Consider the following 26,129-nt stretch of genomic DNA (forward strand, 5'->3'; position numbering starts at 1 on the left):
CTCTTTTTACTAAAAGATTTTATACTACTTCAGGTAGGTTCCGGTTACTCCAATTCCACCGCTACCGTTCAATACATACACTCTAGCGTTTCCTTTTCCAGAGCATACCAGAGTGATTGTGCCGTTTGTAACGTTTTTGGTATCGCCAGTCACCGCATCCACGTAAGTTCCGTTCGGAATTCCGGTAAATGTCGCATTTCCTGAGATCGTAACTAACGCAAAGCTATCGATGCCTTTCGCGCTATCGGTATATCTTCTTTTAAATGCCAAATCACCGGATACATTTTCTGTGGAATACTGGCCTTTTTGCAAGGCTGGAACTGCTCTTCTGATTAAATTGAGTTGTCTGATATGTTTTGCCAAAGGATAGTTTAATGAATCGGCAAGTGTGCCAGTAGCATTCGTATACTTACCGTAGTCCTGTACAGTAACGCTACCCTCAATTTGATCGCCAAAGTAAGCACGCCCTGTTGAGCTAAGTGGTGCATTTGGTCCTACATCGATGACTGATCCTTTTTTAAACTCGATTTCAGAACCATAATAGATCGCAGGTATTCCCCGGAAAGTGAACATCAGCGAGAGATTCTCAGCCCAAGTGTCTTGTGTCCCAGCAAATCGTTGATTCTCTGGGGCTTGGTCAGGTGCATAGTCATGAGAGTCAACATAAGTTACATTCCAAGTAGCATCGTTATAGTACTGATCACCGCTCTTCATACTGAATGCTTCCTGTGCAGTCTTGAATGCCCAATGCATCGGGAAATCAATAACATCCATACCCGATTTCATTGAATAGTCAGGCGCGTGATAATTATTGCCTATTAAAAAAGCATTATTCGAGGTTGGCTGCCCTGCTGTAGTGGAGTTATCTGCCCACTCTTGTTCCACTGACAGCTTGTTGGAAGCGTAGTCATTTTGTCCGTCACCCGGATAGGCTTTCGAGCTTTTCCATGTATAGAATGGAGTCGATATTGCCGGAATCCCACTATTCCATACATCTCTGTACCGAGTAGCCACTTCACCAAAGACAAAGAAGTTTGAGCCCCCTCTTGTTTTCCAAGCAGGAACAAAGTATTTGTTAAAAATATAGCGACTTACATGCTTCACAGTATCGACCCGGAAAGCATCAACACCCATATCAATATACTGATTATAGCTGTCAATTAGATACTGATTCACTACAGGATTTTCCGTATTCAAGTCCACAGCGTCTCCTGCAATCTGTCCTGTCTGTACGGTGTAAGATTCCCAGGAAAGACTTTTTTCGGTATGATACATGTTATTGTTGGTTTCCGCATTTTTCATGATTGCGAGTCTGGCCTGATATTGCTGATCAGGGGTCATCGTATCATAGTTAGCTGGCAGTTTATCCGTAATTTTAAGCATGTTATTTACGGTGTCCGCTGCAGTCGGATCTTTTTTGAACATAGGCAACAGATTCTCTTCCCCAAAATTACCGGTATGATTCACAACAACATCCTGAATAACCTTTATCCCTTTGGCATGAGCTGCATTAATCAATTCCTGATAAGAGGCTCCCGCTGATTCATACCTTGGATCTACTTTGGAAAAATTAATCGCATGGTAGCCATGATAATCATACCCGCTGGCATTCTGCACCACTGGCGTAATCCAAATAGCACTGAATCCGAGCGCTTTGATGTAATCGAGCTTTTGAATCAGTCCCTTAAAGTCACCTTTCCAAGCTGGGTCTGAATCCGGATTTCCTGCTTTAGCATCCTCCCATGAATGTACATCGTTACTCGGATCACCATCATAGAATCGTGAAGTAATTACGAAATAAATGGTGTCTTCACGGAAATCGCCTTTATTTCCAATCGTATAGACAAAGCTCTGTTTCGTTTCATTTCCGGCACTATCAACCACAAGGAATTTCAGTGTCGTCGTCTTATTAATAAGAATGGACGGTCCTGCCAGAGTAGTTAAAGCATTGCCAGAGACATAGAGATTTGAACTGGTAGTTGGTTCCGTCCCATTATCTGTGTAATATGCGGTGGTCGTTGCCGCTTTGTTATCTTTTATATTAAAAGAGACGGTAACCGCAGAGCTTGAATTCCCAACAGGTAAATTCGCTGTTATGGTTGGAGCTTGCAGATCGAGATTCAGGTTAATGACATAAGCAAAGGTGCCTACACTGCCTGCTTGACCGATGGAGTTAACACCAAAAGCCTTAATAGTCATAGTAGAGGCCACTTGAATTGAAGTGGTATACAAGGTAGAGGATGTCGTAGGTGTCGACCCGTCTGTCGTATAGTAGATTTTATCGCCAGTATTGATACTGGAGAGCTTCACAGTTTGGGCAGAATCATATGTCTTCGGTGTAGGAGAGACTGAAATCACAGGGATCTTCGGAATTTCTGGATTAGCGTCATACCACACATTATCCGAGGAATACCAGCCCTCTTTTATACTGCGGGATAAGTCGGCGGTCTGTTTGCCGTTGCCATCATTAAAGATAAGGCTTGTGCTGGTGGCGTTGGCAATAGTATAGCTGTACCAGTCGTTTCCGTCCGATTTCATCAGAATTCCTGGCCAAGCTCCGCTTGTTGGAACCGTTGTCGGGCTCAGATTCCAGTAATGGATTCGGATCGTTGAGCTCCAGTTTGCTGGTTTCTTAAAATGAACCGTTAAGCCAGCCGAAGTTGGCGTTGGTGTTGGTGTAGGCGTCACTGTTGGTGTTGGTGTTGGTGTTGGTGTTGGTGTTGGTGTTGGTGTTACGGTTGGTGTTACGGTTGGTGTTGGCGTAGGAGTCACAGTTGGTGTTGGTGTAAGCGTCACTGTTGGCGTTGTTGTTACGGTTGGTGTTGGCGTTGCTGTGGCTGAAAGAGTTAGATAGTCGATATTGATATTCCCAGTATCATCCGAGTCATATTTGTAAGCGATCGTATTATTTCCTGCCTGTAAGGAGAGCGTTTCTGTTTGGTCACCCCATGCATCCCAATTTGGCAAGTTCGCTAAAGTGGTCTGCTTTACCTTTGCTCCATTCACATAAATGGAAACTTGCTTGGCACTGCCAGTCGCATTGGCATAGCGAAGCGTGACATTATAGGCGCCTGCAGCGGAAGATTGAACATTAAAGGTGGTAGTTGCTCCTGTGGTTGTGTATCCATCAACAAAACCAGTGCCGGTATATCCGGTGTGATTCGTATTTATTTTTGCGCCACCTGACAAGGCTGCGCTCTCAGCTTCATACTTCCCAGCAACCGGAATAACTACCGTCCAGTTCTTCCCTCCGTTGCTGTCCCAGCTATCCGTCGGGGCTGTGATGTGATAACAATAAATGAGTGTTGCGCCCTCCTGCACATTGAGGTTGGCCGTAAACGTGGTCCCACTTTTAGACATGACTGTGTCCGTAGTATTCGTCCAATTATTCGTAGTCCAATGCAGTGTCACAGAAGATGCTGTGGTGTTCGTATAGGAGACTGTATAATCAGTGTTGCTGGCTGAAGCCCCGCCCGATAAACCGAATAAACTAAAGATTAGCGAAAAAATGATCAACCAAGAAACAAACCGCCTAGATTGTTTTCGTACCAATTAAATAACCTCCTCATTAATTTTAAGTGCAAATTACGTTGTGCAAACGTTTGCAAAAATGAGAAAAAAAGAAAAAATCTAACTTATCAATCTCCTCCTTCTTAGAAAACATGGAAAAACCTCATTGTATGCGTTTACAAATAGAACTATTGAGAAATCCTCAGGTTACAGATAGCTCCATATCTAATGAATTTTCCCTGTTTATGATTATAGGCTCCAACCTTTTCCGGGTCAATGCATCTTTTAGGCTAAAAACATAAAAATTTAATGGTTTAAATACAAAAGTTCAATCGTTTTCATTCATCAGCTGTTCAAGGCATTTTAAAGTCTTAAACTACCGCTATTTATACAATTATGGTTTCCCGTTTGTTGAACGAATGATTATCAAGACTTGGGTGACAACTTCTTCGTACTTACCCAGTACTTTCGATATCAGTTCTCGGGATCATGTACTTTAGTCACCCATCCGTGTTTTCAATGGTTCTAAAACTTCCGTTTATGATACGGAAGACCCTCGCCTTCTTCGCAATACTGTTTAAGACTGTACAAAAAAATAGCCCAGTTATAATTACATACGCGATAAAATGAGGTCACTTCCTCCCAATTCATCTGACGAAAAATGATTGAAGTCTTCCCGTTTTTTTCCTTCATATCAAAAGAAATTGTCGTACCTATCCATTCTGGATCTGAATCAACACACTGCCACAAAATCTTTTTATCGGGAACAAGCTCATCAACTCGCATCTTTGTTAAGCCTTTCCCGCCGAATCGAAACTCATTTATACAACCGATCTGATCATTGACTATTAGTTCATTTGTCCATATTTCTGAAAGTCCTTTTGTAGTGGTTAATGCTTCATATACCGTTGAAGCTGGAACATTCACGGTCTGTAAGTGCTCGATATTTGCCATATTGCTCATCCCTTTTTTTTTAAGGATTTAATTTATGTAATTATTTGTATACGAAAATTATACCATCAATCATATCAACTCTGAGATAAACATTGGTGTAGCTCCATCCTCTGTATTAAAGCCAAATTTATTATAGAAATCCACTGCATGAGGATAAGAAATTAATACTTTTGTTTTACACCCTTTATATCTATCAAGCATTATATTCATCATTTCCTTACCTATACCGATACTCTGATAACTCGGATTAATAAGCATATAATGAAAATATACCGTTAAAACACCATCTGACAAAGCATTTATTAAACCGACAAGCTTTCCTCCTTCCCAAGCGGTAACAATTGAATGAGATCCTCCGATTGCTTGTAAAAGCTCGTTTGGGTACTTGCCAGACTCCCATTCTACTGAAAGAAATAACTCTTGGAGTGCATCCTTAGTGATATCCTCTTTGCTTGAAGCGTAATAAATACTCACCCTATACCTTCCTTTCATAAAACTAACTACGGCACAACATCTGTTTTAAACTCCCATATTTCGATGGTTTTGCAATCCTTACGAAGCCATAAAATAATACCGACAAAGCAATTTCGGATTTATCAAAGTGAATAATCACTTTATTTACCTCAATATACTCTTAAAAACATGTATAGAAAATGGATTAACTGAAGTGGAATTTGTATTTATTCACATTAGAGAATTCAGGAGAATACTTCTTTTACCTAAGCATACTAATCCTAAGAGGTTTATAGCGTTAATTTGCCTGTTAGTTGAACAAATAAAAAATGGCTGCCGAAGCAACCGCTATTCCACTAATGTGCCCCGCTAGCTTAATCGACATTACGGACCGAGTCCGATGGACTTAGCCTTGCAGGGTTATCTGCTGATTACGCCTCACCGAAAAACCCTTAGCAGACCAAGGAGAGCAGCGACGCGGCGTAGATACGATTTTATAAGATGTTGGCAGCTTTTTCGACCATACTTTCTTTCAAATTCTTCTCTTACAGACTATGATTTATTAAATGAGCAATTTCTTTAACTCTCTCCATTGTAATTCCTTCTCTTTGTTCAACTGCAAGTGGATGATTCGTTTGTTCTAATTCTATTAACGGAACAGCACCAACTTCTTGTGTATGTACCATTGTCTTTAACGATAATGTAGTTATTGGATATATTGAAAGTTCAGTCGATAACCAACCAAAATAAGGTTTTTCAGTTTCCCTTCCTTCTACGTGCAATAATTCATTAGATTTCAAAAAGTTTTCTTCACTAAGAGAAACCCAAACACTCCATATAAATTTCTCTTTACTATCAATTATTGGTATTTCAATATGTCCTCTAATAAAGAAATGCTGTTCATCAATTACACAAAAATCTCTAATTAATTCTGTTCTTTTCTCTTCTGGCACAGTGTAAAAATAATATGGTGCTTCACTTCCGTAACATAAAGGAAGTTCACTTAATTCGTCGTTACAGTGAGGGCATTTCATGTTTTCTGCTCCTTATAGTTTCTTGGTGATTTCTTATAACGTCTTATTCGCGAAATTACTGAGTTATCCTGCCCGTTCGTATTATAAGGTCAACCAGTTCTTTCTGGTTGATCCTATTTTCATTTCCATAGAGGATTATGGTAGCCTGGCCGAACGTACCTGCCCGTGGGACTTGATCCCGAGCGCTATAATGTTCACCCCTACTTGTCATGACCATGATTGAGGCTGGTTGGGACGCAAGATCCCGTATAACAAGCGATGCTATGGAGCGACAAGAAGAAACCGTAGGGGCTGCCGGTAAATCTACAAAAACAGGGAGAGATTACATGAATCCAGTCATCGGTCTAGATATTTCTAAGGAAGAAAGCCATGGACAAGCCTTTTTAGAGCGCGGGAAACCATACAGAGGGACCTTTCATTTCGAGCATACTCGAGAAGGGTTGGCAAAGCTGCTTCAAGTTATTCGAGACGTCGAGCATGCATCCAGTCAAAGTCCTTTAATTATTCTAGAAGCAACCGGGCATTACCAAAGTCCCGTTGTTCAGTTCCTGGAGGAGCATCACTATCTATACATTGTCATTAATCCGCTCATCTCAAATCGACTTAGGAAGTCCAACCTTCGTAAAGTGAAGACGGACGCTGCAGATGCTTACCTATTGGGAGAACTGTACTACAAAGAAGAGTTTGAACCTTTTAAGAAAAGAGGTGTGCAACTGCTCAATCTGCGCTATCTAACAAGGCAATACGAGTCTCTATCTAAGATGTGTGTGCAAACAAAGTTGCAATTCCAAGCTGTTCTGGATCAAGTGTTTCCTGCTTACAAAGGTGTCTTCGGTGCTATGTATTCAGGCATTTCTTTACGATTTCTAAGTGAATTCCCGACTTCCTATTCGGTTTTGCAAACGGACGAAGAAACGCTTAATGCCAAATTGAAAGAACTACTTTCGACGAGACGAGGTCGCTCAGAGGACTGGATTAACGAACGGGTAATGCGGCTGTTGGAGGCAGCAAAACAAAACCCCTTCAAACAAACCATGTACGCCAGCCACTTAATCAATTTAAAAGTTCTCATAAGCCTCATTCTTCAGTACCAGGAGCATCTTGCTGAGTTGGAACAGAACATAAATGCCCTGGCTGAAGATATCGAAGAGTATGATTTAATCCAGTCGATTCCCGGTATTGGCCATAAAATTGCTGCAACAATTTTATCCGAAATTGGTGAAATCGACCGATTTGATCATCCAAAACAACTGGTCGCCTTTGCAGGCATCGATCCGAGTGTGTTCGCTTCAGGTAAGTTTACGGCAACCCGAAATCGAATCACCAAACGTGGTTCCAGACAGCTTCGTTATGCGCTGGTTTTGGCTGTCCAGTGTGGACTTATCCGTTCTCGCAATATGCGAATCAAAGAGTTTTACGATCGTAAGAGAGCCGAAGGAAAGCCGCATAAAGTGGCTCTGGTCGCATGTGCAAATAAGCTAGTTCATTGGCTACATGCTATCTTGAAAAGTAAGAAGGCATTCCGTTCGGCTTAACTTATCTAATTGGTTTAACCTTCCAAATCGTTGCTTGAACTGGAGGGTTATTTGGCATGTTTATTTTAACTATATCACATGATATGGCTTCACTTTACTGGTAATGTTGACAAGCTATTAGCTGGTATAGTTCAATAAAATGAACAGCTAGCATCTGCCGGACATAGAAAGACCGCCATTGAAGGCGGTCTAAAAAATTTATCATTTCTGCCCAACAATAAGTCCTCGAGATATTAAAAACCTGAGATGATTGGCTGTAAGCCTAATTAGAGCGTCTCAACCAATTTCTGAATCTTTGAGTGGGAAATTAAATATACAGGACCCATTATTTCTATTTTGCCGTCCTTTACACGCATTGCACTCTCCTGTTCTGCCGCATAAACATCAATCTCTTCAGACAATGGGAACAGGTAACCTTGAACAAACGTAGCGTAGTCGCGTTTAGAATGAGATTCATAGGCAAAATGATCAAAGCCAATACCATCATAAATAGTACTTGTTTCAACTTCATTGCCAGTGTTTTTCAAGCATAACCATTTTGCAGCCATGTTTATCGCACCGGCGCTGGCACCCATTATAACGGCATTGCTGTTCTTAATAACATTTGATAATTCATAATCCGCCAAAAAATCGTTTTGCAAAACAGGATCTCCACCGCATAAAAAAATGACAGAAGCGTTGTGAATTAATCGCTGGGCCTCTTCCTTCTGCATGCGATAATCAATGAAATGATATTCATCAAAAATAATGTTAGCCTGATTTAACCATGTACATTCAGAAACATCATCAATGTTAATTTGCTCACCTGTATAACCAGACGGTTCAGCGCTAATCATAACAAGCGATTTTCTGTCTTGTATATCCTCATGCAAACAATGGACCAGCTTCTCTGGAAAAAAATTATTAAACCAACTGAGATAGTAGTGAGTACTCAAACTTAATTACCTCCATATGTATTTTTTACAATTATAAAATGGAGTTACATATTAGTTATCTAATACGTAACTCCAATTATAAACAATAGCTTCTATTAGTAGAATCTTAAACAATGGTCTCCATTAAAAATTCGATCACCGGGTAAGAGATCATATGCCGATCACGGTAAATCGAGGTAATAGCATCTGGCCGTGTGCTAAGGATTGCCTTCTGTAAAAGGGCTGCTTGAAAGCCTCTTTCTTGTGCACCGTTAATAGTAAAGGTTACACAATGTTCTGCGGCGAAGCCCGCAACGATGATGAATTCAACACCATGTTCACGTAGTAGTTGTTCCAAATCCGTCTTCCAAAAAGCATTAGAGAATTCTTTCGCCATCTGGATATCCGTGGGTGCTACTGTAATTTCCGGTATACTATTTCTTGCTTCTGGATCCGTATCCGCATTCGCCCCTTCCATGTCTTGTATATGGATGACGATTTGGTCCTTCGCACGAAGTAACCCAGATACATGATTAATGTATTCACAAGCCTCACTTACATTTAATTTCTCCATATGATCGTGTAAGAAAAGGTTTTGCATATCAATAATTAGGAATCCAATTTTTATTTTGAACTACCCCTCTCAGAACAAATATAGTTTCTATATTAATCTGGATGTAGATTCAGCTCAAGGGAATAAATGAATTAGACTATTTTGTACAATAACATCATATGTTACGCCATTCCTTTTCATTTAGTTCGTTGTTAATGCCGACCCCAGCTAAGGAGCCCATAGAAGCGGCTATAATGGCTTGATGAAGATGTGTTGTTGCATCACCGGCACTATAAACGCCTGGAACGTTCGTTTTACCGACATTATCGATGATGACTGTTCCTGTTTCTGTGAGTTCACAACCAATGGCTTGTGGCAAATCTGACCCGATCATAAGCTTCGGTCTAAAAAATATCCCCGTACATACGATGCTAGTACCATCCTTCAACACAACTTGCTGCACCATGCCATTGTCAGATTCGATCGACTGAATCGGTGAGTCATAGACAGGAATGTTATGTTGATTTAGCTCTTCGCGTTGTGCATCCGTCAAGTCATCCGATCCATTAGTACATATGGTAATCTTTTTCGTCCAACCAGATAACACTTGGGCCATATGCGTTGCATCGGCTCCCTTAACAATTACGACAAGAGGCTGATCTCTTAGTTCCCATCCATCACAATAGGGACAGATAAAGGCGCTTTTACCATATACGTCTGAGAGTCCCTTGATATCCATCGGGAGGTCCTTCATCCCTATGGCGAAGAGCACCTTTTTACTTTTATAGGTCTGACCTTGAACCGTCGTAATTTGAAAATCACCATCGGTTCCCGTAATCGAAATGGCGGTATCTTCCGCAAAAGTAACGGATGGATAGGCACTAATCTGCTCCTTCGCAATCAACCTAAATTCGCTTGGACTTATAGAATCTCTAGTAAGAAAGCCATGCGTTTCTCGAGTAACCCTATTACGTGCGCGTCCTTCATCAATCACAACCACACTTTTTCTTGCCCTGCCTAGCACCAGAGCAGCATTTAGACCTGCCGGTCCTCCTCCGATAATAACACAATCGTAAGTCATTTCTATTCTCCCTTTCGCTTTTCAATTTATATTAAAGATATTAAAGATTCGCATTGTCTGTTATCATCTCAAAAAAAATAACGGATCTCATTCCGTTTCTATTAACGACTTTATGAATCTATAATAACTTCAATAAACCTAAAAGGCAAGAATTTATTCAATTTAGTCATTGCCCTCTTCATAACCGCCTATAGACAATCTGACTCTAATTATATCAACTTTATAAGATCTTAGAGGAGTATAAAAACCTATCTTCAATTAATCTTATTACCAAATCATCAAATGAAAAACATGTAGCTATACTTGTACACTATTTCCCTTCCAATACGCAAGTCCATATATATCGTTTAGAACAAGGAACATTAGTTAATAAGCTACAATTTATGGCTGACTATTCTGCTGAGATCGATGAAACGGGCCTACTTCATCAATACTGGAAAAAGTACCCCCTTTGAGATGAACTGCCCCCTTAGAATTGACATTCAATACCCTCTCGGTTTATTCAATGGAACAAAAATCATCACTACAGTGGAAAAACAGTGATATATGAAGGTTTCTCCAACTTGACCACAAACCATATTATCGAACACCACTTCAATACCCAATTAATATAGCTCCGAACGTAATTACCCACAGTAACGGAATAGCACTAATAAAAAAGATAGTTAAAGATTTAAGCCTTCCCCTAAAAACCCAAGATAAAATCGAACAAATTACAACAGCAACTGGATACAAAGAAACAATTATCATTATTGATATTCCCCATGCTGAGATTCCATTGTCAAAAACCATAAAGGATAATCCCCAAATTATGAACCAAGGAATTAGCGATAATAAATAAAAGGCTTGAATAATAAACAAATATAATTTCATCGCTTCAAATCCTTTGCGCTTTATTCCATGATTATACATCTACCATCCAAAGGGTGATAGCCCTGTAAAATAAATTCAATATTAAATGATGGACATGCCTTTTTACGTACTATTCAAATGAAAAAACGTCCCTAATCCAATTCGGATTCCGGGACGCTTTAGAAAGAGCAATGTCTGCGGTTCTGATATGTCTATATGAACTTGAAATGGAACTCTTAAAAAAGAAGTGAGTTATTCGATTAAAGCACTACCGGCCGGATTCTGCCGTCTTCTTCATAATGGAATTCCGTGAATTTCATACTGCGTTTATGGTCCACGCCGCCAGACAGCGATGCGTCATGATAGAACAAATACCATTTCTCGTTAAATTCCACGATAGAATGATGAGTCGTCCAGCCAATAACTGGATTCAGGATCGTTCCTTGAAAAACAAAAGGTCCGCAAGGCTTATCACTCACCGCGTAGACGATCTTATGGGTTGTACCAGTAGAGTACGAGAGATAGTATTTCCCTTTATACTTGTGCATCCATGGACCCTCGAAGTACCTCCTGTCTTCATCACCCGCAAGGATTGAGTTCCCTTCTTCATCAATAATGATGATCTCCTGAGGGGCAGATTTGAATGTCAGCATGTCTTCACTCAGCTCACCCACCCAAGGACCGTAAGCCGGTTCCTCTGGGCCCTTTTCTACCGCATCTTGTTGAAAAATACCGTCTTGCCACTTTTCTAATTGTCCGCCCCATAAGCCGCCAAAATACATGTAGGCTCTTTCGTCCTCGTCCACGAATACGGCTGGATCGATGCTGAAGCTCCCTTCGATATAGCTTTCTTGAGCCTGGAAAGGACCAGACGGAGAAGTTGACGTAGCCACTCCGATACGGAAAATCCCCTCCTTGTCCCGGGCTGGGAAAAATAAATAATACGTCCCCTGCCGGTACGCGGCATCGGGCGCCCACATTTGCTTCGAAGCCCAAGGCACATCCCGAAGATGAAGCGCCTCTCCGTGATCTACACAGGGGGATGTAGGATCTTCCAAGGAAAACACATGATAATCCTCCATCGCATATTGGTCACCATTATCATTCGTAGGTCCATCATGGTCAATATCATGGGATGGGTAAATATACAGCTTGCCCTCAAATACATGAGCGGAGGGATCGGCTGTATAGAGATGGGTAACTAACGGTTCATTTTTTGTTGCCATAATAGGACTCTCCTCCTGATTGAGATTACGCCTGTTGATTAGCCAAGCAGAAATGGATTTTACCGTCCTTATAGGGACGGTTCCGTTTCTGCGAGAAATATCAGAACATGAGTAGACTAATTTAGCTAATCAACAGGCCTAGATTGGAATTGATTCGTTCCACGGTGCTTCCTTATTCGAAGCCAGCTTGCCTGGGTTATTCTTTGACGCCACCAAGTGCCACGCCCGCGATAATATATCTGGATAACAAGAAGTAAACTATAAACAACGGTAAAGCCGTCAAAGCCAGACCCATATAGATCGAGCCGAACTCCGTTTTGTAGATATCACCTCGGAGCAAGCTTACCATGATTGGCATAGTATATTTCTCCTTCTGTGTCAGCAATATCAGCGGCATGAACAGGTTGTTCCAGTTAGCCACAAAGGCAAAGATGGCCTGTGTGGCTACTGCCGGCATCATCAGCGGTAAGATAATCCGGTTGAAAGTGAAGAATTCACCAGACCCATCTACACGCGCAGCTTCCACGATCTCTATCGACAGAGTTGCAAGCAAGTATTGGCGCATGAAGAACACCACAGCCGGTGCAGCAATTGCTGGTAGAATCAGCGGGAGAAAATTGTTGGTCCAATGTAATTTATACATGAACTGATAGAATCCTATTGCGCTTGCCTGGGAAGGAATCATCATCACGCACATGATGAAGGTAAAGAATGGCCCCCGTAGCTTCCAGCTGTAGGTGACTAGCCCATAGGCCGCCAAGGACGAGAAATAGACTGTACAGAGGGTTGCAGAACTGGCAATAATAAATGAATTCAGGAACCCTTGAAGCGGATCGAAGCTCTTATCGAGCAACACTCGCAGGTTGCTCATCATGTGGCTCGAAGGAAGCAGAGAAAGTCCGCTTTGAATTTCCGGTGTAGAGCGTGTGGCATTTACAAACATGATCCAAAACGGCAGGATACTGAGCACCGCCAAAGAGATGCAAACCACATAGATAATTGTCTTGTTGATCTTTCGGTTAACGGTTCCGCTTTTTTGATTATTTGCCATGTGTTACACCTCCCTCACGGGCTGCTATAGCAGCTTTTCTATTCTTTTGTTTTTGTATTTTTTTAAGTCTTGACGCATCACGGTCACGCATCACGTAGAACAGTATTCCGGCCAATATTGCCGAAATCAAGAACATAATCATGCTCGCTGCTGCAGCACGATTGTACATATAGCTGCCCTTGAATGCTTGCCCGTAGATAAACATGGACGTGGTAAGCGTAGAATCGTCCGGTCCACCTGCAAGGAATAATTGCGGAATATCGAACATGGTCAAACCACCCACCATCGATGTAATCAGTGTGAACAGCAATATCGTACGCAGACTCGGCAGTGTGATGCGGAAGAAGGTTTGAAACCCGTTAGCCCCGTCAATCGATGCAGACTCGAAGAGAGCAGGATTTATACCCATAACGCCAGCAATCAGGACGATCATGGTGTTGCCGTACCACATCCAGAACTGGATGAACGCGACAATGCCCCGTGCTGTCGTCTTATCCTGCAGGAAGAACACCGGAGCGTCGGTCCACCCCAACATTTGAAACAAACTGTTTACAGGACCCATCGGATAGGCGAATAAAGTGCTAAACAACACGGCAATCGTACTCGCTGTGATGATATTAGGCATATAGAGCAGAACCTTGAACAAGCCTTGTCCCTTTATATTGAGACGCTTATTCGTGAACCATGCGGTTAGCAAGAGCGCGAGAAGCATCTGGGGAACGAAGTTAGTAATCCAGAGCAATCCAGTGTTGATCAAAGACTTCCGGAACGAAGGATTATCAAAGAGAAGATCTTTGAAGTTTTGAAAAGGATTATCAAGAATATGGATCGGTTTTGGTATGATTCCTTTCATATCGGTGAATCCAATGACTGCGGTATATAAAATGGGATACAGTGAGAAAATCAGAAATGCAAGAACAAATGGGAAGGTAAAAATATAACCGTATTTCGAATAGTTCACATTTTTGCGGCGCATGCTCTCACCTCTTTAGTTGATATGAAGGGGCGGGATTACTCCCCCGCCCCTCCGAATCCTTCTTATTCGCTTTCAATGCCAAGTTGGTCTTTGACTTGTTGCTTAAAGGTTTCGATCGCTTTGGCACGGTCCTTATTGCCCGCGGTGTATTCACGTACTTGATCACGCCAGAGCTTGTTGATTGTTTCGTCGTACTGGGTCAAGTTTTTACCTGAAGCGTTTGCATTGGCCGGTACAAACACGTCGAACATGTTCTGACCACCGAGCAGTGGAACTTCACCGTTTGACTTCGACATGACAACGGAGGAAGCAACGCTGTCCTTCGTACCTTGCTCGCCTTCCTTCATCGTACCGTTAGCCCAGTAATGTTGGAGTCCCGTTTCGGAGGTGTCGAGTGTAACCCACTTCACAAAGTCCGCAACAGCCTGTTTCTTGGCTTCGTCCTTGGTAACGTCTTTGTTGGCAAGCAGCCAAGTGCCACCCCAGAAGAAGCCTGTCGGTGGTTCGGAAACCGCCCAGTCGCCATTCGTGTCTTTTACTTGACCGTTCATCACGTAGTTGATGAGCCAAGCAGGACCGAAGAAGCCGAAGATCGGTTGGGCGCCGGCACCGGACATATCCGCGTACCATGCTTCCGTCCAGTCTGTCGTATCGTTGTGATAGCCATTGTCTTTCAGCTTTTTAGAAAGATCCAGGAACTCTTCACGCTTCGGATCGATATGAAGCTTACCATCAACAATCCAACCTTTGTCAGAGCTGTTCTCGATCGGGTGCCAGATATCGCCATCACCAGAAACGATGCCGTATCCCTTAGCTTTCAACTTCGCGGCTGCATCATAAAATTTATCCCAGCCTGGTCCAATTTCATTTTTGATAGTGGCTGGATCGTCGGTTCCAAAAACATCCTTCGCAATGGAGCGGCGATAGATAAAGGCGCCGCCAGTCGCTTGATAGCCGAGGGCTTTTAATTTACCGTCTAAGCTACCGATATCAACCGAGTATTGCGCGATGCCAGCATCCTTAACCATTTGGTCATCAAGGCCCATATCAGAATAGTTGGCCGCATAGCTGGATGCGTCCCCTTGTGTATATTTGAGTACGAATGCTGATTCAGCTGCATAAATGTCCGGAGCATCTTTTCCTCCAGCGGACAGAGCCTGATCAAGCGCAGGTTGATAAGCGCCGTCGGTGGTTGCAATAACTGTAGTTTTGAACTCAACATTCGCGTCCGGATGAGTTTCCATATACTTCTTGGTCATATTAGGTATCTCATCTGTAAAGCTCCAGAGATTGATAGTGACTTTCTCGCCTGTTCCTTTTGATGGAGCTTCGGTAGCGTTGGCTGCTGGTGCAGTCGTTGGGCTTGAGCTAGATGAGTTAGAATTCGAATTCCCACCACATGCTGCGAGAGCAGATGACATCACGAGCAATGTAGAGATCCCCACTAAACTACGTTTCATACTTTTCATATCTTTGCCTCCCCTTTTGTATTATTACTTCGGTTTTTTGTAACCGCATACATAATTATAGATCCTGCAATCCTTAAGCATAAGGACACCCTCTTTAGGAAAACTTCCACTATTTTTAGATTCAGTTCTATAGAGCGCAAAAAAAAGAGACAGCAAGGGATCTATCCCTTGGCGTCTCCATGATCTGTTTATATTTCTGATTATTACTTATCCGCTTTTAGCGCATCATCCTGTTTCTTGATGAATTCTTCTGGTGTGACGGCTTCGCCGAACAATGCCTGAATCTGATTCATGTGTATGGTAGATGCGACTGGCTTCATTTGTGTATCCAGATAAAGAGTTACTTTATTAGCCTTATTTAACTCGTTTAATAGATCAATGAACATTTGCGGTAGCTTGATGGCCGCAGTATCTACTTTGGTAGCCGGGATTACGCCTGCATTAACAACAGAATGCTCTCCCCACTTTTGAACGAAAAAGCTGACGAATTCTTTGGCCTCCAGAGCATGCTTGGAATTTTTGGAAATGAATAGTCCAGTGCCCGGACCACCGACCCAATCATCCACGTTGCCTTTGCCGCCTTCTACTGTCGGGAACTTGAAATAACCGATGTTGACTTTAAATTCTTGGGCTATATTTGTAGTGGTCGTGAAATCTGGCAGCTCCCAAGTCCCCGTAACGAACATGGCTGACTTTCCGTTCATGAACTGTACCTTGGCTTCATCATTGGATAATCCGTTGTAGCCTTTGATGAATGTGTTCAGGTTTACCAACTCTTGCACTTGTCTTGCAGCTTCTAGCAAGGAAGGATCTGTGAAGTCCTGATCCGCAACAGCTTTATCCATCAGGTTAGGTCCCCCAATACGATCAGCTAGATACATGTACCAGAAGGAAGCCGGCCAACCGTCCTTGCCTCCAAGAGTAACAGGTGTTATGCCATTGTTATTCAGTGTTCGAATGATCGCTTTGAGATCATCCAAGGTTTGGGGAGGCTGCAGATTAAATTCTGAAAATATTTCTTTATTATAGTAGACCGGAACTATGTTTAGTTCGACAGGAAGGGCATACGTCTTCCCATCAAAGGAGTACCCCTCCGTCGTACCAGCTACGAATTTCCCTTTCAGCTCATCCTGTAAAAGATCGTCCACGGCTGCAAACTTATCTCCCCTAACATAAGGATCCATAAAGCCTGCTGCCCAGGTGAATCCGATGTCCGGTAGATCGTTGGAAGCGGCAAGTACCTTCAGTTTGCTTTTATACTGCTCATTTTCAAGAACTTCCGTCTTAATGGTGATATTCGGATTAGCTTCTTCAAATTCTCTGATGATTTCTTTTACCATTTTGTTTTGCGCGGAGTTATTGCTATCCGGCCATAGATGCATCATTTTTAAAGTGATTTTCTCGCCGTCGCTCTTACTGCTAATCCCCTTATCCCCATTGCAAGCAGTTGTTATCAACAACAATGTTAAGAAAAGGGTAATGTATAATCCGATCCTCTTCGTAGATATCCCCCCCTTGCCGAGCCGTTATTGGATATTCGCTTCTATACCATTCCTCATGGAAGAACGATACTGCCCTGGACTCATTCTTTCGTATTCCTTGAACAGCTTGTTGAAATATTTAACCGTCTGGTAACCCGTAAGGCTGGCAATTTCCGCTATAGGCAGATTCGTTTTCAGCAGTAATTCCTTCGCTTTCTGCAATTTTCTACGGGCGACGTATTCGCTGAAATTCATCTGGCATTGCTCCTTGAAAAGAGAACTGAAATAGCTCCCGTTCAGATGAACAAGTCCGGCTACTTCCTGCAGGCTGATCGCCTCTTCTATATGCATTTCCACATAGTCTATCGCCTGACGGACCGGATCGCTTAATGCGGCATCTTCATCTCTTATGGCCATTAATTGTGGATCAGCCATCTTTCGCATGAAGCCGATATGTTCCTGCTCCTCCCCTGCCTTCAGGGCATTCTCCACAGATGCGATTAGCTTTTCCCGGCTGGCTGGCTTGAGCAAATATTCAACTACGGACAACTGAATCGCTTGCTGAGCATACTCGAACTCGGCATGACCGGAGATGAGAATAACGGATGGCTGACGCTGTATTTTTTTATCCCTTATTTGGCTAACTAAAGAAAGACCACTGATTCCCGGCATGCGGATATCCGATATCATGAGCTCCACCGGTATTTCCTCCAGAATTTCAATAGCCGAGATCCCATTGCTTGCCGTAAGGATTTCATAATGACCGGCTGCCCACACCTCAAGAATTTTCTTCATTCCTTCTCTAGATCTCGGTTCATCGTCGACAATAAGAATTGTTCGGCTTCTCATGGCATTTTGTCTCCTCGAACAGGAATTTTGATGTTTATACGGGTGCCTTGACCTTTTTGGCTATCGATGGTCATTGCGGCACCCTGCTCATTCTCTCTCGAAAAAAATAGTTGAAGCCTTCTATGCACATTAGCGATTCCGACGCCGGAATCTTTTGAAGAAGATACCTTTCCGCTATCCAGCCCTTCCACAAGAGAGTGCAGCATCTCCTCATCCATTCCCATCCCGTCATCTTCCACCGTAATGGTGACCCATTCTTCATCTCCAGCAACCGTTAGCTTTATCCATCCCGGTTCAATCTTGCTCTCGACCCCATGCAATACGGCATTCTCTACAAGGGGCTGCAGCAACAGTCGAGGTAACTCCACATTCGAAAATTCAGGAGGAGCCTCAATTTCCCACTCCAAGCGATCTTCAAATCGCATCTTCATAATAAGCAAATATCTCTTTACATGCTCCAACTCATCCTGTAACTTCACCCACCCCCCTTTACTCGAGCCGGTGATCGTATAGCGGAATAAATCAGACATGGCGACAACATACTCCGCCAGTTGATCTTCATCCCTATCCAGCAGCGACCAGTACAGAACATCTAGTGTATTGAACAAAAAATGCGGATTAATTTGCGCTTGAAGTGCCTTTAACTCCGTATGACTCCGGGATAACTCCTTCTCATAAACCAACTGGATTAGCTCGTTGATATTATCAACCATTTTGTTATAGGAATAATTCAGTTCCTGAATTTCCATAGTGGACGATACGTTTTCGATAGGCTTCAGGATGCCTAGACGGGTACTTCTCATAGCTTTGATCAACCTGAACACAGGTCTGGTAATAAGAATGGACAGGAAAAAAGAAAGAAAAGTGAACAGCAAGGTACCCATCAAGGCCGATACGACGATGGTCGTCCGCAAGACCGATATCCCCTTGGTGATGACGTTAACCGGGGTTAAGATGAGTAGCGTCCATCCTGTCACGGAAGACCGCTGTTTGACAACGATAAAGGACCGTTTGCCGATGGAAACATTCTGATCGTCGGATTCCTCCACCAGCTTTGCTGCTGTCTTTTGTGAAATACTGTCATCGTTAGACGTGATGAACTGCCCATCAGGAGCGAGGAGTAATACTGTTTCTCCATCCCCTTCCCCGGATAAAGAGTCTTTAAGTGCAAACTTGTCTCGGTCTGAGCGAATGAGTAAATACCCTCCAGTTGTGAAATGCCGATCAATAAGGCTGATCTGTCGAATCGCCACAAGCGAAGTTGAATCAAGTGGATCGATGCCGAACCAGACTAGACTTCCTTCCTTTCTCGTCGCCATTTCGATCCAATCCTCGGGCACCTTATCTCTAAGGGTACTGCCGTCAAGAGGATACAGCCTCACTCCGTCTTTATTATAAAGCTCAACAGACTTGATGCCGTCCGTGTAGATTTGGACCAGATTGATAATAGATGGCAGCGCTTGCCGTTCCGTAAAGGTAGCGGGATGACCCTCTATATCGCGTAAAAGGAGTTGCTGAATATAATCGTTCGTCGATACCAGCGTCGTCAGAGAATTAATCTGTTCGAGAACGCTTTCCAAACGGCCGTTAGCCTGAATCGCGGTTTGCTGAATATGCTTCTCCGCATTGTTCTTGAGTAGCGTCGAGACTGAATGGAACGTAATCCCTCCAACGAACGTCAGAATGATGAGCATGACGGCGAGAAAACCGAGCAACATTTGATTTCGCAGCGTATTTAACTTTAACATCGACAGTATCCGCCGCATGCAGTCTCTTCCCCTCTTTGTCATATGAGCATGAGATGATCGCCCCTATCCGTAAAAAAGTAAGGGCTTTCAACCTTTTCAGTCATTATATTAGCATGTTTGCTAATGATCCGTTAAGAAAGAATTATGGATTCGACAAAAAGAACTAATATTTTCGCCCCCAATACCGACAGGCGAGGTCATTAGCTCCATTTCTAGCAACCTTTTAATTAGGAGTGTCTTACTCCTAATTAAAAAAATCCCGATGATGTATTCATCATCGAGGCTAACTACGGCTTCATTTTTTTATTTTCGCCAAAAAGTTGAACAATCTGCCTTATCCCTAATGTTAAACTCGATCATTTTCTCAAGTAATGAGAAATCAACCGGACTGTCCCACCGGATCCGTAACAACTGCTTGGTGTGATCATAGCCTGCCTGTACAATTGCATCTGAGAAATGATTAATTCCTGCGATTTCAGGCGCAACAGCCATATGTTGTTTGGATACGCTAAAGCCAATAATATAGGTGTCGTGATCAGTGAACATAGGCTGATTCCACGCAATTTTTGGTTTTAAATCTGTGAATTTCTTAGTTACCCAAGCCAACACCTCTTCCATTCGCTCCCGATGCTGCGGGTTATCAATTTGCGCTAAATAGTCTGCAAAAACCTCCATGTCGATCACTCCTAAACTCAGAATCGCCCTTTGTTCAGGCGTAGTTACAAAAAAACACCCCGTTAGATAATCATATCCAACGGGGTGAAAGGGTGCAACTTTTCGTAACGTCGGTTCTCCGGATCTGTAATCCGTTGTTCTGTTTAAGCTGTACGCGTCGAAATTTCTTTAAAGTGGCTGGATATTTTTGACGGTAAACCAAATCCTCCTACACGTTCAAGCTTAGCTGCTTCATAGAGCTGGACGTTTACTCCGGCAATTGACTTGTGCCTATGTCACACCAAAACACCCCTTGACTTCCATCGGATAAACCTGAGGTTTATTCCAACGGCTGTGCGAAGGGGTGTTTATCAATCTATATAATACTCTTTAGTTATTCATAGTCCTGCTCGGAGCAGCATTCGGTACAGCAGCACAGTAGTCTCGGCACGGGTTAATGACTGCTGCGGCCGCAATTCATTTCCATACCCTTTTATCAAACCGGATTGAATGGCTGACTGTACAGCGTCACTTGCCCAGCCGGCAATTTGACCACTGTCGATATAGACGTCTAAATCGGCTTGTACTCCGCTATTATTTGTCAATGCCGCTGCATCCGCCAGCCGTAGCACTCGAATAATCGTTACAATCGCTTCTTGCCGGGATACCGCTTGATTCGGCCTGAATGTACCATCCCCGAAGCCATCCATCATTCTATAGGCTCTTAATGCTGCTACGGCGCCACTGTACCAATTGTCGCTGCTTACGTCGACGAAACCCGCAGGATTCCGTTCTTCCGGCAGCCCAAGCGCCCTTGCCAGCATAGCAGCTAGTTCAGCCCGGGTAATCATGGCTTCAGGTGAAAACACAGACCCATCCGTACCCTCAACGATCAATCTGCTGTTCATGCTGGCAATTTCATTTTCAGCCCAGTGTCCCTGAACATCTGTTAATTTGGACGATTTGTATATTACTGCATAAGTGCTATTCGTAAGGCTCCGAACCACAGCAGATCGATGGCCATCCACTGTGATGAAAGCTGTCGGCACCGGACGCACACCCGCATTCTGATCCCAAACCACGGCCGTTGAAGTAGCACCGGCATCCAAAGGCAGGTAAATTACTTTTTCTACAAAATGATTGAAACTGGGTACTTCTTCAGTCCTACCATTACGCTTGATCTGGACGGAAAAGTGGATCGGAGCAGTCACCAGTTGATATCCACCAGCATTCGCCCACTTCTGTAATCCTTCTTCCGCTGGGCCGTGTTCCATCAAGATCCTAACTTCCATATCCTTCGACCAGTCAGACTCCCGATCTACGATTTCAGTTAGTGGCAGGCGATATTGGCCGTACTGGGTTATGAACGTGATCATGGCCACTTTCTGAGCCAGAATTGGGACTGTATCACCGGAAAGTCTTAGTGCGAGATTGTCTGCACCTTCCTCGATTGAAATCGAGAGATTCGCTTCAGCAGTGTTAGGCAGCGAATCGATTACCTGGCGCAGATGATCCAAATTCAGCAGAGCGTCGATGGATTTTTCTCCATTCGTATCTGCTTGAACTGTGACAATCCCCGATACTTTCTGATTATTAATCCGAATCACAGGCATTTTGTCCGGTGATGGCTGATTCGAGAGGTTTTGAGGATTCGAAGGAGCCGTCGGGACTGGTGTTGAATCCGGATCAGAGCCGGCTAAGCGTGTCACGTTGAGCATGTAGGTTTTCATTGAATCGTCCTGCGCCTTTACCCGGACCTCGAACTTATTTTGGCCGGTTGCAAGAACATACTCCCTGGTTAGCGAATTACTGTCTACCTGGAGTCCGTTCACATAGACGGCAGAATATACATCGGCGGGAGTCAGAAGCATTTTCACCCCATACACCGGATGGCTTACTTCCAGACTGCTGTTTGATTTCTCGGGGTCAAAATCAAACTTTACCGTCCCTCCGAGTCCTATCAGCTGCCAGACCTTCAAGTCCGCATTGCTGCTCAAAGGAACGATGTTCTGGATTTCAATCAAGCTTACATTTGCATTGCCCGCCTTATCTGCCACATAGACTGAATAAATTCCATTCTCCTTTACAGTGAAATGGTCCTGAATTTCCATACCCTGTGTATCAAAATAGGAGATCGAACGGCTTCCTGCCGCCCATTTTATGGAGGAAACCTGGTTGAATTCACCATATACAGACCCCGTTACTGTAACATTCACACTTCCAAAGGTCGGTTCGGCCGGATCAACCTTCAGTTCGATAACAGGAGGCTGGTCGTACGTAAAAGTAATACTCACCGTTTGGTCCAGCGCTATACCACTTGCTTCTTCCTTTGCAGAATAAGTCACTTTCTCTGCCACAACATTATTGACCGCAAATACGGCAAGGCCCTCCCCGTTGGTCAATCCATAAACTTCTTTGGTGACAGAGCTTCCATCTTGAGCTTGAAGTTGCACCTGTCTACCCTCAAGCGGATGGTCATATTCGTCTTTAAGCTTCACAGAGATCAAGGATTGGCTTTGGCCATCCGCCCGAACTACCAGATCACTTGCGGTAATTGTGGAGTGAGATGAACTTACTTCACCTGGTACAAACTGAACCGTCACCGTTGAGGCCAGCGCATTGCCGTCGACAGAGGCACTTATTTTCGTGGTCCCTACTGTTGTTGGCGCCGTCAATGTCGCCGTATAGGTTCCGTTATGGTTGTCCGTTACGGTGCTAACCGTACCTAATGTCGATGTGATCAACACCACCGCCCCTCCTGCGGTCAACTCGTTACCGTGCGCATCCCTCAGCTTCACAGTTACGGCTGTCTGACTCGTTCCGTCAGCTATCAGCGAAAAGTCAGTTGCTGCGATTATGCCAGTCTCTGTTGATAGTGAGCCAGCTACAAACTGAACAGTAGCCGTACCCGTCAGCGTATTGCCGCCTATACTGGCACGTACTGTCGCTGACCCGACCGTTACCGGTGCCGTCAGTGTCGCCGTATAGGTCCCGTTATGGTTATCCGTCACGGCGCTCACCGTACCCGAAGTCGACATAATTACCACCGTCGCCCCTCCGGTCGTCAACGCATTTCCTTTCACATCCTTCAGCTTCACCGTCACTATTGTCTGACTTGTGCCATCTGCTATCAGCGAGCTATCGCCTGCTGCTATAGTGCTCTTCGCACTGGACGGTATTCCAGGCATAAATTCGACGGTTGTCTTTCCAGTCAGCGCATTGCCGTCTACTGTGGCGCCTACAGTCGCAGTTCCCACTGTTACCGGTGCCGTTAATGTCGCCGCATAGGTTCCATTATGGTTGTCCGTTACAGCGCTCACCGTACCTAATGTCGATGTAATCAACACCACCGCCCCTCCGGCGGTCAACGCGTTACCGTGCGCATCCTTGAGCTTCACCTTCACTGTTGTCTGACTCGTGCCGTCTGCCGTCAACAAGTTATTGTCCACTGCTATGGTGCTGTTCGCACTGGACGGTGCTCCCGGCACGAACTGTACCGTTGCCTTGCCAATCAACGCACCGCCGCCTACACTGGCACTAACTGTCGCAGTCCCCACCGTTACCGGTGCTGTCAGCATCGCTGTGTAAGTCCCGTTATGGTTGTCCGTTACAGCGCTCACCGTACCCGAGGTTGACGTAATTACCACCGTCGCCCCTCCGGTCGTCAACGCATTTTCTTGCGCATCCTTGAGTTTCACCGTCACTATTGTCTGACTCATTCCGTCCGCCGTCAGCGAGCTATTACCTACTCCTAATGTGCTGTTCGCACTGGACGGTGCTCCCGGCACGAACTGTACCGTTGCCTTGCCAATCAATGCACTGCCGCCTACACTGACACTTACTGTCGCAGTCCCCACCGTTACCGATGACGTAAGCGTCACCGTATAAGTCCCGTTATGGTTATCCGTTACAGCGCTCACCGTACCCGAAGTCGACGTAATTACCACCGTCGCCCCTCCGGTCGTCAACTCATTTCCTTGCGCATCCTTGAGTTTCACCGTCACTATTGTCTGACTCGTTCCGTCCGCCGTCAGCAAGCCATTGCCCACTGCTATGATGCTGTTCGCACTGGACGGTGCTCCCGGCACGAACTGTACCGTTGCCGTGCCAATCAACGCACTGCCGCCTACACTGGCACTTACTGTCGCAGTCCCCACCGTTGTCGGTGCCGTAAGCGTCACCGTATAAGTACCATTTTGGTTGTCCGTAACAGCGCTCACCGTACCCGAAGTCGACGTAATTGACACCGTCGCCCCTCCGGTCGTCAACTCATTTCCTTGCGCATCCTTCAGTTTCACCGTCACTATTGTCTGACTCGTTCCGTCCGCCGTCAGCAAGCTATTACCCACTGCTATGGTGCTGTTCGCGCTGGACGGTGCTCCCGGCACAAATTCGACGGTTGCCGTTCCCGGCAACGCGCTGCCGTCTACACTGGCGCTTACTGTCGCAGTCCCCACCGTTACCGGTGCTGTCATCGTCGCCGTGTAAGTCCCGTTATGCTTGTCCGTTACAGCGCTCACCGTACCCGAAGTCGACGTAATTACCACCGTCGCCCCTCCGGCCGTCAATGCATTTCCTTGCGCATCCTTGAGTTTCACCGTCACTGCCGTCTGACTCATTCCGTCCGCCCTCAGCGAGCTATTACCTACTCCTAATGTGCTGTTCGTACTGGACGGTGCTCCCGGGATGAACTGTACCGTTGCCGTGCCAGACAATGCATTGCCGCCTAAACTGGCACTTACTGTCGCAGTCCCCACCGTTACCGGTGCCGTAAGCGTCGCCGTATAGGTCCCGTTATGGTTGTCCGTGACGGCGCTCACCGTACCCGAAGTCGACGTAATCCCCACCGTCGCCCCTCCGGCCGTCAACGCATTACCTTGCGCATCCTTCAACTTCACCGTCACTGCCGTCTGACTCATTCCATCCGCTACAAGAATGGAATTCGCACTGGAGATCTCACTTAATGCGGGGGATGTCGAATAATCGGCTATCATGTACGTTCTGAAAGAAAAGTCATAATTGTTAGCCGAACAGTATCCTCTTGTATACGGGTTGCCGCTGCTGCCATACCATCCGAAGCCAGCCGTGCCTCCGAATTCCGTGGAAGCAACCATTCGATACATCCTGTCCTTCGTTAAATAAGGCGATGCTCCTGAGAAATCAACCGACGTCCAGCCTGCGCTGATGGAAGTCACTTGCGCTTCAGCGAGCAATGTCGAAAGATTCCCTTCCTCATAAATTTTCAATTTCAGGACTCCAGTTGAACCATAGGTATCGAAAATATTAAGCTCTATCCTGCTGAGATTCCCCGTAATCTCAGGAGTAAAGGTCTGAAATCTTTGATTGTCACTATTAACCCATACATTACCAATTGCGTTTTCCTGCTTTTGATCTACTATTACCGGATCTGCAGCAGACACCTCCCCTTCGGAGACCATTCCTACAACAATCATGAATATCAAAGTCATAGCGATCCAGCGCTTATATCGTTTAATACCTTCCACTACATATCCTCCATTCTTAACTTCCCAATTAATCGCAAAATGCTTGTGTAAGATGTAACTTTTATCTACCAAATCCGAACGGGCTTACCGATATAATGAATTAACTCACGAAAAAGGTGCTTCCTCCAACAATCAGTGCCACTATAAAAAAAATACCAAAATACCATTTTGTAAATTTAAAACTGATCCCGGAGCCGTCCCACCAAATCTTTGCAAAGACAACCACTCCAAGAAGTAGAATACTAATAAACGCAATCAGGGCATTCTCCATTTTCATTCACCTAG

At 44.4% G+C, this 26,129-nt stretch carries 18 protein-coding genes; 1 reads left to right on the forward strand and 17 read right to left on the reverse strand.

Annotated elements, in window-relative coordinates; all coding sequences use genetic code 11:
- Positions 1 to 24: 24 nt before the first annotated feature.
- The 4 genes from NYE25_RS17595 to NYE25_RS17610 all read right to left on the reverse strand — a co-directional run bounded on the left by NYE25_RS17595 (position 25) and on the right by NYE25_RS17610 (position 5,951).
- Positions 25 to 3,552, reverse strand: a complete 3,528-nt coding sequence (locus NYE25_RS17595; RefSeq protein WP_341146488.1) for an alpha-amylase family glycosyl hydrolase — start codon at positions 3,550 to 3,552, stop codon at positions 25 to 27.
- Between the two features lie 483 nt (positions 3,553 to 4,035).
- Complete coding sequence (locus tag NYE25_RS17600; RefSeq protein ID WP_341146489.1) at positions 4,036 to 4,464, reverse strand: SRPBCC family protein; 429 nt, start codon at positions 4,462 to 4,464, stop codon at positions 4,036 to 4,038.
- Positions 4,465 to 4,533: 69 nt separating this feature from the next.
- On the reverse strand, positions 4,534 to 4,938 hold the full coding sequence (locus NYE25_RS17605) for a GNAT family N-acetyltransferase (RefSeq protein WP_038573410.1): 405 nt from the start codon (positions 4,936 to 4,938) through the stop codon (positions 4,534 to 4,536).
- A gap of 524 nt (positions 4,939 to 5,462) precedes the next feature.
- Positions 5,463 to 5,951 (reverse strand): DUF2199 domain-containing protein, encoded by a 489-nt coding sequence (locus tag NYE25_RS17610; RefSeq protein ID WP_341146490.1) that lies wholly within the window; start codon positions 5,949 to 5,951, stop codon positions 5,463 to 5,465.
- A 326-nt stretch (positions 5,952 to 6,277) separates the two neighbouring features.
- Here NYE25_RS17610 and NYE25_RS17615 point away from each other — a divergent pair, with 326 nt between their 5' ends.
- Positions 6,278 to 7,486: an IS110 family transposase gene (locus NYE25_RS17615; protein ID WP_341145660.1), complete on the forward strand. Its 1,209-nt coding sequence runs from the start codon at positions 6,278 to 6,280 to the stop codon at positions 7,484 to 7,486.
- 266 nt (positions 7,487 to 7,752) lie between these two features.
- On the opposite strand, the gene NYE25_RS17620 is transcribed toward NYE25_RS17615, so the two are convergent.
- The 13 genes from NYE25_RS17620 to NYE25_RS17680 all read right to left on the reverse strand — a co-directional run bounded on the left by NYE25_RS17620 (position 7,753) and on the right by NYE25_RS17680 (position 26,121).
- Positions 7,753 to 8,421 carry a Type 1 glutamine amidotransferase-like domain-containing protein gene (locus tag NYE25_RS17620; RefSeq protein ID WP_341146491.1) on the reverse strand — a complete coding sequence of 223 codons (669 nt, stop codon included), beginning with the start codon at positions 8,419 to 8,421 and terminating at the stop codon, positions 7,753 to 7,755.
- 106 nt (positions 8,422 to 8,527) lie between these two features.
- Positions 8,528 to 9,028 carry a cysteine hydrolase family protein gene (locus tag NYE25_RS17625; protein WP_341147744.1) on the reverse strand — a complete coding sequence of 167 codons (501 nt, stop codon included), beginning with the start codon at positions 9,026 to 9,028 and terminating at the stop codon, positions 8,528 to 8,530.
- Positions 9,029 to 9,128: 100 nt separating this feature from the next.
- The gene (locus NYE25_RS17630; protein ID WP_341146492.1) at positions 9,129 to 10,034 is read right to left on the reverse strand and encodes an NAD(P)/FAD-dependent oxidoreductase; all 906 of its coding nucleotides are present in this window, start codon (positions 10,032 to 10,034) and stop codon (positions 9,129 to 9,131) included.
- A gap of 1,112 nt (positions 10,035 to 11,146) precedes the next feature.
- Positions 11,147 to 12,112: a glycoside hydrolase family 43 protein gene (locus tag NYE25_RS17635; RefSeq protein WP_341146493.1), complete on the reverse strand. Its 966-nt coding sequence runs from the start codon at positions 12,110 to 12,112 to the stop codon at positions 11,147 to 11,149.
- A gap of 196 nt (positions 12,113 to 12,308) precedes the next feature.
- Positions 12,309 to 13,163 (reverse strand): carbohydrate ABC transporter permease, encoded by an 855-nt coding sequence (locus NYE25_RS17640; protein WP_042192048.1) that lies wholly within the window; start codon positions 13,161 to 13,163, stop codon positions 12,309 to 12,311.
- A complete protein-coding gene (locus NYE25_RS17645; protein WP_042192055.1) occupies positions 13,153 to 14,139 on the reverse strand; it encodes a carbohydrate ABC transporter permease in 987 nt (328 codons plus the stop codon). Before NYE25_RS17645 ends, NYE25_RS17640 begins: the two co-directional genes overlap by 11 nt.
- 62 nt (positions 14,140 to 14,201) lie before the next feature.
- Positions 14,202 to 15,608, reverse strand: a complete 1,407-nt coding sequence (locus NYE25_RS17650; RefSeq protein WP_081383079.1) for an ABC transporter substrate-binding protein — start codon at positions 15,606 to 15,608, stop codon at positions 14,202 to 14,204.
- A gap of 203 nt (positions 15,609 to 15,811) precedes the next feature.
- The gene (locus tag NYE25_RS17655) at positions 15,812 to 17,071 is read right to left on the reverse strand and encodes an extracellular solute-binding protein (RefSeq protein ID WP_445667135.1); all 1,260 of its coding nucleotides are present in this window, start codon (positions 17,069 to 17,071) and stop codon (positions 15,812 to 15,814) included.
- 63 nt (positions 17,072 to 17,134) lie between these two features.
- A complete protein-coding gene (locus NYE25_RS17660) occupies positions 17,135 to 17,938 on the reverse strand; it encodes a response regulator transcription factor (protein WP_042192060.1) in 804 nt (267 codons plus the stop codon).
- The gene (locus tag NYE25_RS17665; protein WP_341146495.1) at positions 17,935 to 19,704 is read right to left on the reverse strand and encodes a sensor histidine kinase; all 1,770 of its coding nucleotides are present in this window, start codon (positions 19,702 to 19,704) and stop codon (positions 17,935 to 17,937) included. The genes NYE25_RS17660 and NYE25_RS17665 overlap by 4 nt, the downstream gene beginning before the upstream one ends.
- 285 nt (positions 19,705 to 19,989) lie before the next feature.
- The gene (locus NYE25_RS17670; protein WP_341146496.1) at positions 19,990 to 20,361 is read right to left on the reverse strand and encodes an iron chaperone; all 372 of its coding nucleotides are present in this window, start codon (positions 20,359 to 20,361) and stop codon (positions 19,990 to 19,992) included.
- Positions 20,362 to 20,738: 377 nt separating this feature from the next.
- Complete coding sequence (locus NYE25_RS17675) at positions 20,739 to 25,844, reverse strand: invasin domain 3-containing protein (protein ID WP_341146497.1); 5,106 nt, start codon at positions 25,842 to 25,844, stop codon at positions 20,739 to 20,741.
- Positions 25,845 to 25,944: 100 nt separating this feature from the next.
- Positions 25,945 to 26,121, reverse strand: coding sequence for a hypothetical protein (locus NYE25_RS17680; RefSeq protein ID WP_341146498.1), 177 nt, complete (start codon positions 26,119 to 26,121; stop codon positions 25,945 to 25,947).
- Between the last annotated feature and the right edge of the window lie 8 nt (positions 26,122 to 26,129).

Origin of the sequence: Paenibacillus sp. FSL E2-8871 (assembly GCF_038000345.1) — a bacterium.
GTDB lineage: Bacteria > Bacillota > Bacilli > Paenibacillales > Paenibacillaceae > Paenibacillus_AQ.

Coding starts and splice junctions, on each gene's coding strand:
- NYE25_RS17600 (WP_341146489.1), bottom strand. CDS start 4,464: ATGGCAAATATCGAGCACTTACAGACCGTGAATGTTCCAGCTTCAACG.
- NYE25_RS17610 (WP_341146490.1), bottom strand. CDS start 5,951: ATGAAATGCCCTCACTGTAACGACGAATTAAGTGAACTTCCTTTATGT.
- NYE25_RS17615 (WP_341145660.1), top strand. CDS start 6,278: ATGAATCCAGTCATCGGTCTAGATATTTCTAAGGAAGAAAGCCATGGA.
- NYE25_RS17630 (WP_341146492.1), bottom strand. CDS start 10,034: ATGACTTACGATTGTGTTATTATCGGAGGAGGACCGGCAGGTCTAAAT.
- NYE25_RS17635 (WP_341146493.1), bottom strand. CDS start 12,112: ATGGCAACAAAAAATGAACCGTTAGTTACCCATCTCTATACAGCCGAT.
- NYE25_RS17640 (WP_042192048.1), bottom strand. CDS start 13,163: ATGGCAAATAATCAAAAAAGCGGAACCGTTAACCGAAAGATCAACAAG.
- NYE25_RS17645 (WP_042192055.1), bottom strand. CDS start 14,139: ATGCGCCGCAAAAATGTGAACTATTCGAAATACGGTTATATTTTTACC.
- NYE25_RS17650 (WP_081383079.1), bottom strand. CDS start 15,608: ATGAAAAGTATGAAACGTAGTTTAGTGGGGATCTCTACATTGCTCGTG.
- NYE25_RS17660 (WP_042192060.1), bottom strand. CDS start 17,938: ATGAGAAGCCGAACAATTCTTATTGTCGACGATGAACCGAGATCTAGA.
- NYE25_RS17665 (WP_341146495.1), bottom strand. CDS start 19,704: ATGCGGCGGATACTGTCGATGTTAAAGTTAAATACGCTGCGAAATCAA.
- NYE25_RS17670 (WP_341146496.1), bottom strand. CDS start 20,361: ATGGAGGTTTTTGCAGACTATTTAGCGCAAATTGATAACCCGCAGCAT.
- NYE25_RS17680 (WP_341146498.1), bottom strand. CDS start 26,121: ATGAAAATGGAGAATGCCCTGATTGCGTTTATTAGTATTCTACTTCTT.